Source organism: Alteromonas abrolhosensis, from assembly GCF_001953635.1.
Taxonomy (GTDB): domain Bacteria; phylum Pseudomonadota; class Gammaproteobacteria; order Enterobacterales; family Alteromonadaceae; genus Alteromonas; species Alteromonas abrolhosensis.
In genome coordinates this window covers 383374-395776 of record NZ_MEJH01000002.1, presented here as the reverse complement: position 1 = coordinate 395776, position 12403 = coordinate 383374, and the positions used below count along the sequence as shown (strand labels likewise).

General features: G+C 46.8%; 7 protein-coding genes. 4 read left to right on the top strand and 3 right to left on the bottom strand.

All coding sequences use genetic code 11. The features are described 5' to 3' along the window. Positions 1 to 15: 15 nt before the first annotated feature. A complete protein-coding gene (gene ilvY / locus BGK61_RS01625; protein ID WP_015000101.1) occupies positions 16 to 888 on the top strand; it encodes an HTH-type transcriptional activator IlvY in 873 nt (290 codons plus the stop codon). A gap of 20 nt (positions 889 to 908) precedes the next feature. Here the strand turns inward: ilvY and BGK61_RS01620 are convergent, their stop codons facing one another. Both BGK61_RS01620 and BGK61_RS01615 read right to left on the bottom strand, forming a co-directional pair. Next, a complete protein-coding gene (locus tag BGK61_RS01620; protein ID WP_076025994.1) occupies positions 909 to 2423 on the bottom strand; it encodes a YifB family Mg chelatase-like AAA ATPase in 1515 nt (504 codons plus the stop codon). A 197-nt stretch (positions 2424 to 2620) separates the two neighbouring features. Next, positions 2621 to 3238: a trimeric intracellular cation channel family protein gene (locus BGK61_RS01615; RefSeq protein ID WP_076012394.1), complete on the bottom strand. Its 618-nt coding sequence runs from the start codon at positions 3236 to 3238 to the stop codon at positions 2621 to 2623. A gap of 441 nt (positions 3239 to 3679) precedes the next feature. Between BGK61_RS01615 and ilvD the strand changes: the two genes are divergently transcribed. Both ilvD and ilvA read left to right on the top strand, forming a co-directional pair. Continuing rightward, positions 3680 to 5530, top strand: coding sequence for a dihydroxy-acid dehydratase (gene ilvD / locus BGK61_RS01610; protein WP_015000098.1), 1851 nt, complete (start codon positions 3680 to 3682; stop codon positions 5528 to 5530). Further along, positions 5530 to 7077 carry a threonine ammonia-lyase, biosynthetic gene (gene ilvA, locus BGK61_RS01605; RefSeq protein ID WP_015000097.1) on the top strand — a complete coding sequence of 516 codons (1548 nt, stop codon included), beginning with the start codon at positions 5530 to 5532 and terminating at the stop codon, positions 7075 to 7077. The genes ilvD and ilvA overlap by 1 nt, the downstream gene beginning before the upstream one ends. A 254-nt stretch (positions 7078 to 7331) precedes the next feature. Here the strand turns inward: ilvA and plsB are convergent, their stop codons facing one another. After that, positions 7332 to 9785, bottom strand: a complete 2454-nt coding sequence (plsB, locus tag BGK61_RS01600; protein ID WP_015000096.1) for a glycerol-3-phosphate 1-O-acyltransferase PlsB — start codon at positions 9783 to 9785, stop codon at positions 7332 to 7334. Between the two features lie 214 nt (positions 9786 to 9999). Between plsB and BGK61_RS01595 the strand changes: the two genes are divergently transcribed. Continuing rightward, complete coding sequence (locus BGK61_RS01595; protein ID WP_234349520.1) at positions 10000 to 12333, top strand: sensor domain-containing diguanylate cyclase; 2334 nt, start codon at positions 10000 to 10002, stop codon at positions 12331 to 12333. Positions 12334 to 12403 lie beyond the last annotated feature (70 nt).

Genomic DNA, 12403 nt, shown 5'->3' with positions numbered 1-12403 from the left:
TAAAGTGAAATGTTTATGGATTTTCGTAGCCTTCAGCTCTTCAATCATTTAGCAACCAGTCTGCATTTTGGTATTACTGCCGAGGCCATGTATGTGTCGCCTTCTACGTTAAGCCGGGTGATTCAACGCCTTGAGGACGAGCTAGGCTGTACGTTGTTCAAACGTGATAACCGCAAAGTGGCACTAACCCACAGTGGTCACAAGCTGCTGTCTTTTTCAAAGCAAGCGCTGAAAGATTGGCAGCAGTTAAAGGTCGACTTAAAAGAAGATAACGACGCATTGCAGGGAGAGCTCAGCGTATTTTGCTCGGTAACCGCCAGTCAAAGCCACTTACCCGCTATGCTTAGACAGTTCAGGCAGCAGCACCCGGGTGTGGATATACGCCTTATCACAGGCGATCCTGCCCTTGCGATAGAAAAAGTCAAAGGCAAGCAGTGTGACTTATCTATTGCTATTTACACCCCTGATATGCCGACAGATTTGCATTTCACCGCCCTTGATAATGTGCCTTTGGTACTTATTGCCCCAAGAGAATGGCGACTCACCCAACTAAGCCAGTTAGACTGGACCAAACATCAGGTGATTATGCCTGAAACTGGACCAACCCGTCGTACCGCCTATCATTGGTTTGCTGAACACGGTATTCGCCCTAATGTGTATGCCTACGTAGGCGGTAACGAGGCCATCGTGAGCATGGTGGCACTTGAATGTGGCGTGGGTTTTGTGCCAAAAGTGGTACTTGATCACTCTAGCATGGCCAATGCGGTAACCCAGATTCAGGTAGACGATATTGAGCCTTATGCCCTTGGATTGTGCTGCTTGCAGGATAAGCAAAACGAGCCGCTTATTAACGCCTTTATGCAGCTAAACTTGCAATCTCGTGCGTAATTGTAAGGCAAAAGCAGTACTCAACTAGTGCTCAACTGCTTAATGAGGTTATCGAGGGCGCGATAGCCCAATGCTTCTGCAATATGTGCCCGCGATACGGCGTGCTCATCTTCAAGGTCAGCAATGGTTCTTGCCACTTTTAACGTGCGATGAAACACCCGCATAGACAAATTAAGCTGTTTGGCAGCGGCTTGTAGAAACTGCAAATCAGCGTCATCAAGTAAGCATATATCGGCAAGCTCGCCCGCATGCAGCGCCCCATTTGGCTTGCCTTGTCGTAATTCTTGTTTGTGACGAGCTGCAATGACCCGCTCTCGCGTTGCGTGCAAAGAGTCGTTAGGTCTATTGGCGCGCTCTGGCAGGTCGTAGTCAGGTAGCCGAGGCACTTCGACTTGTATATCAATTCTATCAAGCAGTGGCCCCGATAATCGATTTAAGTAGTTGAGCTGTTGCTGCGGTGTCAGTCGGTTATCATCAATATCACCCGTCGGACTTGGGTTCATTGCCGCGACTAGTTGAAAGTTGGCGGGGTATGTTGCGCTTCCTGAAGCGCGAGACAAATGCACATCGCCGGTTTCAAGTGGTTCGCGCAATACATCCAGTGCTTTTCGCCCAAATTCAGGCAATTCGTCAAGAAACAAAATACCGTTGTGGGCCAGCGATATTTCGCCCGGAACAGGGTTTGAGCCACCGCCAGTAAGCGCTACGGCTGAGCTTGTATGGTGGGGCGAACGCAAGTGGCGGGTTAGAAAACGTTCTGCATGCAGCTTTTCGCCTTTCACCGAGTGAATAGCGGCAACTTCCAACGCTTCTTCCTCACTCATATCGGGGAGTAGCGACAGCATTCGGCTGGCAAGTAAGCTCTTACCTGTACCTTGAGGGCCCACCATCAAAAGATTATGTGCTCCACTTGCCGCGATGATCAACGCTCGTTTGGCTTGCTCCTGGCCGATAATGTCATCCCACCCTGTTAAGGTTTTGTTAGGCGCCCGCGAAGTAAATGGCTGGCCTTTAGCGAGCTTTTTGTTCCCGGTTAGGTGTTCATAAACAGACAGTAAATCGAAAGCGGGATATGGCGTTGCATGAGAAACCAATGCGGCTTCTACGTCATTATCTCCTGGGTACACGAGCGCAATGTCTTCGTTTGCGGCTGTCATTACAACAGGAATAAGCCCGTTAACCGGCTTTATTTCACCGTTTAATGCAAGCTCGCCCACAAAAGCAATGTTGAGAAGGCTAATGTCTGATATGTAGCCCGACGCCGCTAAGATACCTACGGCAATAGGTAAGTCGAATCGCCCGCCAAATTTTGGAATATCTGCCGGCGCTAAATTAACCGTTATTCGTTTTGCTGGAAATTCAAAGCCACTATTAATAAGCGCGCTGCGTACCCGCTCTCGCGCTTCTTTAACGCTGGTTTCTGCCATGCCGACCAGTTGAAAAGCAGGTAAACCATTAGCTAAGTGAATTTCTACACTTACCTCTGGCGCTGACACGCCCTGCCCTGCGAAGGTTTTAACCACAGCCATTCCCATAATGTACTCAGCTCCTCTTCCTGCTCGTCCTTGCTTCTGTGTTGCAAAAGCAAACAAAGGCAAAATTAATGCATTTAGCCCCGTCTTAGGGCGTAAACTCTAATGAGGCTAGAAAGAAGATGTAACTGTACTAACGATGGGATTTACTTATAGCGCGCACGGCGAGTACTACCTCTGCTAGGCACAGACCGGTAGCACTAATGATGGTCGTTATAAAAAACGGGTAGCTGCCAGTGCCATCGCATGGCGCCAAGTCTAAACAATACGGTTGTGACTAGAGCTGCAATACCGCACCACTGAGTAGCAAGTTCCATCTCCATACCTATGCCGTATGCCACACCTCCTGCGATACAAGTCATCGCATAGAGCTCGCCGTTTAATACCAGAGGTACTTCTCTACAAATTACGTCTCGTAACAGTCCGCCAAATACACCTGTAATGGTGCCCATGGCCACAGCCACTGCCATGCCTGTGTCGTTTGCTAGGGCTTTCTCTATGCCTACTACATTAAACAGCGCCAGACCGAAGGCATCGGCGACTAATAAGTAGTGAAAGGGAAAGCGCGGGCTTATACGCAGCCAAATTATAGGGATAAAAGCGGCAATGAGAGTGGTGTATAAATAATCGGTATCGGCAATCCAGAATACGGGAACATCTAGCATGACATCACGCAGTGTGCCGCCTCCAATAGCGGTCGCACTGGCAAGTACTACCACACCAAATCCGTCCATACGTTTCTGATAGGCCATAAGGGTGCCGGAAATTGCACATACCGCAACCCCTGCAAGGTTTAACCAATGAAACCAATCAAACATGTTCTTCTGCCCTTTTACTGCCTGCACTAACTCGCTATTTCTACCGCAAAATACTTGATCAGGTCTTGCGTTTCATGCTATTTCTTTGTTCAATATCGATACGTGCTGCTTGTTACGCTGTTCGTGATATTAAGTGATGAGGTAAAGCCATAACCTCTAACGAACAACATTTCATTATTACAATGCCAATGGATATAGGTATTGTAAGTCAAATATATCATATAAAACAAAGCGCTACTGATGTGTTAGCGGTCAAGCTTTGTTGTCCCTCGCTTTGAACGACTTTAGATGTTGTGATACATCATCAGTATGACATGCAATTTTTTGTAAAACAGCGTATTGGAAGTTGAGCCAAAGTACTACTGGTTTACCACTGTTTTTAAGTTTCATAAAGAAGGACTAGCGCTCAGCCCTAGTACCTTAATTTAACGGGAAGGATTTATGCCCAAGTTACGTTCAGCAACTACCACCCAAGGTAGAAATATGGCGGGAGCTCGCGCGTTATGGCGAGCAACTGGAATGAAAGACTCTGATTTCGGCAAGCCTATTATTGCTATTGCGAACTCATTTACGCAGTTCGTACCTGGGCACGTTCACCTAAAAGATCTCGGCCAGTTAGTGGCGCGCAGCGTTGAAGAAGCGGGTGGTGTTGCAAAAGAGTTTAACACTATCGCCGTGGATGACGGTATCGCCATGGGTCACAGCGGCATGCTGTATAGCTTGCCTTCTCGAGAAATCATTGCCGATGCGGTGGAATATATGGTTAACGCGCACTGCGCCGATGCTATCGTCTGTATTTCTAACTGCGACAAGATCACGCCGGGAATGTTAATGGCATCTATGCGCCTAAATGTGCCGGTTATTTTCGTATCCGGTGGTCCAATGGAGGCGGGGAAAACCAAGCTTTCAGACCAGCTTATAAAGTTAGATTTAGTTGATGCCATGGTGGCAGCTGCGGACGACAAAGTTAGCGATGCTGATACCGACGAAATTGAGCGCTCAGCCTGTCCTACCTGCGGCTCATGTTCAGGGATGTTCACTGCGAACTCCATGAACTGCTTAACAGAAGCGTTAGGTTTATCCTTGCCGGGAAATGGTTCAATGCTGGCTACTCACGCCGACCGTGAGGGCTTATTCAAACAGGCGGGTAAACAAATTGTTGAGCTTTGTAAGCGTTACTACGGCGACGATGATGAAAGTGTGTTGCCTCGCAATATCGCCAACTTTAAGGCTTTCGAAAATGCCATGAGCCTGGATATTGCCATGGGTGGGTCGACCAATACCATCTTGCACTTGTTAGCGGCAGCTATGGAAGGCGAAGTGCCATTTACTATGGCAGACATCGACAGATTGTCGCGCAAAGTGCCTCACCTATGTAAAGTGGCGCCTTCTACCCCGAAGTACCATATGGAAGATGTTCATCGAGCGGGCGGCGTGTTGGGCATTTTAAACGAACTGAACAAGGCGGGCCTACTCAATACCGATGTTAACCATGTTTTAGGTAAGCCGCTTACCGACGTAATCAGCGAGTGGGACATTACCAACCCAGAAAACAAAGACGCAATCACGTTTTATCGCGCAGGCCCTGCGGGTATTCGTACTACCAAAGCGTTTAGCCAAGATTGCCGTTGGGATGAAGCCGATGACGACCGTGAAAATGGCTGTATTCGCTCTATCGAGCATGCGTTTAGTCAAGAAGGTGGTCTAGCGGTGCTTTACGGTAATGTGGCTGAAGATGGTTGCATTGTGAAAACCGCTGGTGTGGATGAGTCTATTTTAAAATTCAACGGTACTGCGCGAATTTACGAAAGCCAAGATGATGCAGTGGCAGGCATTTTAGGTAATGAAGTTAAAGCCGGCGACGTGGTATTTATTCGCTATGAAGGACCTCGCGGCGGCCCTGGTATGCAAGAAATGCTGTACCCAACGTCGTACCTAAAGTCGAAGGGGTTAGGTAAGCACTGCGCGCTGGTCACCGACGGGCGTTTCAGTGGCGGTACCAGTGGGTTGTCTATTGGTCACTGCTCACCCGAAGCGGCAAGTGGCGGCGGCATTGGCCTAGTGGAAGATGGAGATAAAATTGAAATAGATATCCCCAACAGAAGTATCAATATTGCTATTAGCGATGAAGAACTTGCAGAGCGCCGCGCGAAAATGGAAGCCAGTGACAAACCTTGGAAGCCGAAAAATCGCGTTCGTGAAGTCTCCACATCACTTAAAACTTTTGCGGCGCTAGCAACTAGTGCCGATAAAGGAGCAGTACGTGATGTCAGTAAGCTGGAAAATTTATAATGGCAGCCGAACACGTTAGCGACCACGAATACTTAAAGAAAATCCTACTTGCCCCCGTTTACGATGTAGCCGTAGCAAGCGAGCTTTCTTATATGTCTCTGCTTTCGGCAGAGCTGGGAAATGAGATATTTCTGAAACGCGAAGACCAGCAGCCGGTAAAAAGCTTTAAGCTGCGCGGTGCTTACAATCGCATTTGCTCGCTAAGCGACGAACAATTGCAGGCCGGCGTAATTGGTGCATCGGCGGGTAATCATGCGCAAGGCTTAGCGTACAGTGCAAAAATGAAAGGTATTCAGGCGACTATCGTTATGCCTGAAACCACGCCTGATATTAAGGTTGATGCAGTACGCCGCTTTGGCGGTGAAAATGTAAATGTAGTATTGCATGGAACAAGCTTTGATCAGGCAAGTAACCATGCCAAAGCATTGTGTGAGACCCACGGGTATACCTTTGTTCCACCGTTTGATGACCCCGATGTCATCGCTGGGCAAGGTACGGTCGCCCGCGAGTTATTAGAGCAAAACCCACACCTCGATATCTTATTTATTGCTGTGGGCGGCGGTGGTTTAGCTGCAGGCATTGCGGTGTACCTAAAGCAATTAAAGCCAAGCATAAAAATTGTTGCAGTAGAGTCGGAAGAGTCTGCCTGTTTCATTAAAGCAAAAGCTCAGGGCGCGCCTACTGAACTTGAAAGCGTAGGTATTTTTGCCGACGGCGTGGCCGTCAAAATCATGGGGCAAGAAACCTTCCGACTGTGTAATCGCTTGGTTGATGAAACCATTACCGTTACCAATGATGAAATATGTGGAGCGATCAAAGATATCTTTGATGACACTCGAGTTATTGCTGAGCCAGCGGGCGCTTTGTCAGTAGCTGCAATTCGCAAGTATGCCAAGCAGCATGACCTCAAAGGCAAAAAACTTGGTGGTATTCTTTGTGGTGCGAACATTAATTTTCATACGCTGCGCTATGTGTCTGAGCGCTGTGAATTAGGTGAGCAAAAAGAAGCGGTATTTGCAGTCAAAATTCCTGAGACCAAAGGCGCGTTTAAACAGTTTTGTGAGTGCGTTGGGGCAAAAGCTATTACCGAATTTAATTATCGTTATGCGAGCGAGAGCGAAGCACATATCTTTGTGGGCGTGAAACTTAAGGGCGGTCAGCAAGAGTTCACTGCGCTTCAAAGCGACCTAGAGAACAAGGGGTATGACTGTTTCAACTTAACCGACAACGAATTGGCGAAGCTGCACGTACGTCACATGGTAGGCGGACGTCCACCGTCCATACTCAACGAGCAGGTCTTCAGCTTTGAGTTTCCAGAACGCCCGGGCGCACTTTTAAACTTTCTCAATACATTAGGCGAGCAGTGGAATATAACGCTATTTCATTACCGTAACCACGGTGCCGCGGAAGGCTTGGTATTGGCTGGCTTTGACATTGCGCCAGACAGCCGCGAGGACTTCAATCAACATGTTGCTGAGTTAGGATATAAAGTGGAAGAAGTGACCGATAACCCTGCTTATCGTTTCTTCCTATCGCAGCCGGCGTAGGCAGTTATAAAAACACAAAACGAAAACTAGCCATTTTTTTGTTTTCGCTTTGTATTGCTTCACGTTAAGCGCAGGTTTACCGGGGAGCGATACGAAGCGGCACTAACTAGCGTCTATCTAATAAGGGAGTATTGGCATTGCCAGTGGCCGAAATAATAGATAGACGCGCAATAAAAAGCCCATGCTATGGCATGGGCTTTCTCTTTTTATCACGACGCTTACGTTTGGCATTTTCAGCCAGCTAGCACATTGTCTTAATTTGATGTGTTTAGCGTAACGTTCTCCAAATGCTGCATCATTTCAGGCCATATCAACGCCATTACATCAGCGCGCAGAGCTTCACACTCTTCTGAGTACTTCAAACTGCCATCTTTCTCAGAGTCCAACCAATGGTTGTCTTTCAATGCACTAATGAAGCTAGACAGTACGTTTTTATCATAAAACTCAGGGGAGCTTAGTCCGTAAAGTGTAGATAGGCGTTCAGCCACTTGCTTACTCTCCCGCTCAAGGGCACCACGGCTAATGACTTTTTCTTTATCAAGAATTGTCAGTACTACGGCATAACGCTGAAGTGTTTCCTGCATGCATCGGCTTAATAGCCACGCCGAGTGGAATTGCTTGCAGTGCGCATCAGGTGGTAATAGCTCGTCGCCTTCTTGTCGTAACAAACCGTTATTGAGCAATGCGGTTATCAAAGCATCAGTATGCGCAAGCGCCTCATCTTGGGTAAGGTGCAAGAACAGCTCTTTTTGCAGCAACGGATAAAGTGCAGCAATCAGCTGAAGAATACTGTTCTTTGTGGTGCCTTTTTTCGCAAAGATAGACGCCATGATAAGACCAGGGATCGCGAACAAATGTAGAATGTTGTTACGATAATAAGTCAGATATACCGCTGACTGAGGCTGTGGGCTGATCAAACGTCCGTAATCGTCCTCTTTAATATCGAAGCGACCTAATTTCAGCGTATCGCGCAGCAATTCTTCGGCTGATGATTCTGGAATAGTGGCGTCATCACTAAAAGGCACCGCTTTGAACAAGTCCATGAAATCACCCATCGCTTGTCTTAATTCGACTTCGCTCATGGTTTGTCTTTTAGAAGACAAAAGACACAGAGACGCTAATGCCATTCCGTTTAATGCCGCGGCACGGTTAATGCGCGTCATAACATTATTGGCAAGCTCGTTAACCGCTGGTGTTAGCCACGCAGGCTTCTTCTCTGGCTCGGCATCGCGACAATCGCGCCAGTTAGGTACATGACTTTCAAGGAACTGGTTAAGCGCAATGGGCTCACCAAAGTTTACGTAGCCGTGGCCGTAATTTTTAAGCTTACGAATAGCCGAGAACACCTGAAGATTAGATTCTTTTTTCTTTTTAGAGCCTTTCAGCTCGTTCAAATAGCTCTTCACTTCCATTACGTTTTCATAGCCGATGTAAACAGGCACTATGCTTACAGGGCGGTTAACCCCTTTGAGCATGGCTTGAATGGTCATGGCTAGCATACCGGTTTTAGGCGGGATCAAACGACCAGTACGGCTACGGCCACCTTCCGGGTAGTATTTTACCGAGTAGCCTTTGTTGAACAGCAGTTCTAAATATTCTCTGAAAACGGCGGTGTATAGTTTATTGCCTGCAAAACTGCGGCGTAGGAAGAATGCACCGCCACGGCGGAACATTTTGCCCACAGGCCAAAAGTTAAGGTTGATACCCGCTGCAATATGCGGCGTCACCATGCCTTCGTGATAAATCACGTAGGTCAGTAACAAATAGTCCATGTGACTACGGTGACAAGGTACGTAAATGATTTCATGACCATTAGCGGCCAACTCACGAATACGATCGGCATGTCCTACACTTATACCGTTGTATATCTTGTTCCAGATACGGGTAAGTAGTCTGTCGCCAAAACGAATTAGACCCTCACGATAATCTGCCGCAATTTCTGTTATATAACTTTGTGCGGTTTCCTTTGCTTTTTCATGTGAGACTTTTTTGCTTCTCGACTCTTCCGCGATGGCACGGCGCACGGCGTCTGAACCCAATACACTGTTGTTGAGCTCTTGACGCTCTAACAATGTAGGGCCGGTCATACTTTGACGTTTGCGCTGAAAGTGAGTACTTGCTACACGTACTAGCTTGTGTGCGATGCTCTGGTCGCTGCCATGTTGGTTGGACATTGCGCGTGCAGAAACGGCCTTAGAATAGTTAATAAAATTGTCGCGGCCCAAAAACAACACAATGAACAACTTGCGTAGCCAACTTGGCGCCGCTTTATCAGCAATAAGGTCACTTAAACCTGGCTTTCCACGGCCGGGGGCACGGCCCCACGTTACATAAACCGGAACTACCTGCAAATCGAGGTTTTCATGGTCTCTATGTAAGTGAAAGAGGTCGGTGAAAACGTCTTCAATTCCCGTATCCTTCGCCGACGAGCGGAAAAGAGGCTGGGTTTTACGTAAAAACAAAGTCGACGAATACTCTCGCCCTGCCAAAGTCAGGGTTTCTGTTGGGCTAGGCAATCCTAAAGCTTTGGTCGACATTCTCAGTGCAAGCTGGTCTGTCACTGAGTTGGTTGGAAGTAGATAAACAATCGGTTTGCTTTTATCTATTCCTAATTCGGTTTCAACGTTAACTGGAATGCTGTGAGCTTTTACCAGTAACTTAACAGGATAATGAAATACCGACAGAAGGGCTTTTCGCATCCACGACATGAATTATGTGATCCTATGAAATAAAAACGGGTGAAGTGTAACACAAACGCGTCACAATCTCGCGATAAGCCAATATCATCGCTTCTTATGCTGTAATGACTTCTTCCAGTTATGGAAGTTCAAATGCCCACTGGCTTTTTCCCCTAAGTTTCACGGCCCATACTGATTTCTTTTACGGCGCTTCAACATTAGCAATGTTTAATTGCGATTCTGCATGACTATTACTACTTTTATAAGGGTAAATGAATATGAGCAAGTAGTAGTGGATGATCAAAGCCGATTAAAGACAATTGATGATTTTATGCTCAACAGTGAGGTGCCGTTAGATCTTGATGATTTAATGATGGTGTTAGCTGAGGCATATAAGGTGCCTATCGCCCTTATTGGCGTAGTTGGAGAGTTTGAAGAAACCTTTAAAGCTCGTTATGGAACCACCCTCTCTAAAGTCAGTCGCGAACATGCGTTTTGCAGTCATGTGGTTGATGAGCGGAAGCAAGTGGTTGTATGCAATGCGCATGAAGACCCTCGTTTTATGCACAACCCGTTGGTAACGGGTGAACCCCATATTTGCTTTTACGCAGGTACGCCCATCGAGATTAATGAACAGGTTATCGGTGCGGTATGCTTAATTGATACTGTGCCTAGAGAAATAGACTCAAAACACCTAGAGGTACTAAATCGAATTGGTGTCTTAGTGAGTCAGCATATCTCGCTTTCAAGAGAGCACGAAGCGCTAAAGCGAGAGCATGGCTTAATCGAAAAATCGCCGATTGTTTTGGCAACCTGGCGCTACGATACGTCGCTAAGACTGGTTTATATTTCGAAAAATAGTGAGCGCGTATTGGGGGTGTCATCTCAAGATTTGCTTACGGGTTCTGTAGCACTAAGCGAAGTGTTGACCCAAGACGCTGAAAGTGATTTTACCTTCGCGATGCAGGCTCATATGGAAGGGGTAGAAACTCATACTTGTCGCCTTCAGATAGTCACTCCCACCCGTACTATTTGGGTAAGCATGATATCTACCGCTAATTTCCGCGATGACGGTATGCTGTATTCAGTTCAAGCCTTTTTATTTGATACCAGCGACCAAAAATACGTGGAAGATAAGCTCAATAAAACCAATCAACGAATGCGTTTATTACTTGAAGCTTCTGAGTTAGGAACATGGGATTGGAACTTGGCTGCAGACGTTAATCAGGTCAATAAGCGCTGGTGTGACATCGTTGGTCTGGAATATGAGTTCTACGATAGCGGCTCGCGCTTTTTTAGGCAGCTGATTCACCCTGCCGATTATGTCAAAGTAGAAAAGCAGCTCCACATGCATTTAGTTGGTAAAAGCAAAGTCTTTAATACCACATTTCGTATGAAACACGCTGATGGCTCTTGGGTTTGGGTAGAAAGCTATGGGAAAACGGTTGAGACAGACGCCCAGGGCAAACCCGTTCGAGTTGCAGGCATTCATCGCGATATCACACAGCGAATGGAAAGGGAGCTGCACGAAAAAAAGAAAACCCAGCTGCTTCAGTTTATCAATAAAACGCGTGCCTCATACCTTCAAAACAATGACCTTACAATGGCGTGCCAATCCGTGCTGGCCGAACTCATTGACATCTCAGATAGCCAGTTCGCTTTTGTGGGGCAAATGAAAGATGACGGGAACAAATCGAGACTTTTTATACATGCCATTTCCGAGATAGTGTGGGACAACAGTAGCTTTTCTCAATACGCTGAATATAAAAAGCGCAATCTCTATTTTAGTAATTTCGATAACCTCTTTGGCACCACAATTCTAACCGGGGAAGTTACCATAAGTAATGCGCCTAGCAGTCACCCTAATTCCAAAGGCGTGCCGCCGGGGCACCCCCGTATTAGTCGGTTCTTAGGTCTGCCCATAAAGGTGAAAGACAAAGTGGTTGGGATGGTAGGCTTAGCGAATAAGTTTGATGTTTATACCGACGAAGATGCAAAGTTTCTACAGCCATTCTTAGACGCACTGGCTGGCCTCTTCTACGCAGTAGAGCTTGAAGAAGCCCGGGCAGTTGCTGAAGAAAAACTGCGGCAACTGGCCATGACAGATTCACTCACTGGTCTCTACAACCGTCGCGCGTTCTTAGATGAATGTATCGCATTTTCGAAACAGCATTGCCGTGGATGTGTGGCTATCGTAGATATTGATCACTTCAAAAAAGTGAATGATACCTACGGTCATGATGCTGGCGATCAGGCACTCATTGCTGTCGCACGAAAAATCGCTAAACATAACCAAGCGCCAAACGTTGTGGCGCGGCTAGGTGGAGAAGAGTTTGCTATCGTCATGCTGGGAGATAGTAAAGACAATATAAACAAGCAATTAGAGGCGTTGCGCATCTCTGTCGAAGAAGGGATTGTCACTTATAAAACAGACACCATGAATTTATCCATCAGTATTGGTGCCACATTTGTTGAAGATACTTATGACGCAGATTTTAGCGCACTACTGTCACTTGCAGATAAGTCGCTTTATAAGGCTAAAGAGCAAGGTAGAAATCAAGTGGTGTGGGGAGAGTAGCGCAAAGGTTGCTAGCAAAAGACGCGGCTAGTGCTTGTTATTTACTTTTAGGTGTATATACTTACAGGAA

What these genes read in the sequence shown, in the direction of transcription:
- ilvY (WP_015000101.1), top strand. Translation starts at nt 16, where the DNA reads ATGGATTTTCGTAGCCTTCAGCTCTTCAATCATTTAGCAACCAGTCTG.
- BGK61_RS01620 (WP_076025994.1), bottom strand. Translation starts at nt 2,423, where the DNA reads ATGGGAATGGCTGTGGTTAAAACCTTCGCAGGGCAGGGCGTGTCAGCG.
- BGK61_RS01615 (WP_076012394.1), bottom strand. Translation starts at nt 3,238, where the DNA reads ATGTTTGATTGGTTTCATTGGTTAAACCTTGCAGGGGTTGCGGTATGT.
- ilvD (WP_015000098.1), top strand. Translation starts at nt 3,680, where the DNA reads ATGCCCAAGTTACGTTCAGCAACTACCACCCAAGGTAGAAATATGGCG.
- ilvA (WP_015000097.1), top strand. Translation starts at nt 5,530, where the DNA reads ATGGCAGCCGAACACGTTAGCGACCACGAATACTTAAAGAAAATCCTA.
- plsB (WP_015000096.1), bottom strand. Translation starts at nt 9,785, where the DNA reads ATGTCGTGGATGCGAAAAGCCCTTCTGTCGGTATTTCATTATCCTGTT.
- BGK61_RS01595 (WP_234349520.1), top strand. Translation starts at nt 10,000, where the DNA reads ATGACTATTACTACTTTTATAAGGGTAAATGAATATGAGCAAGTAGTA.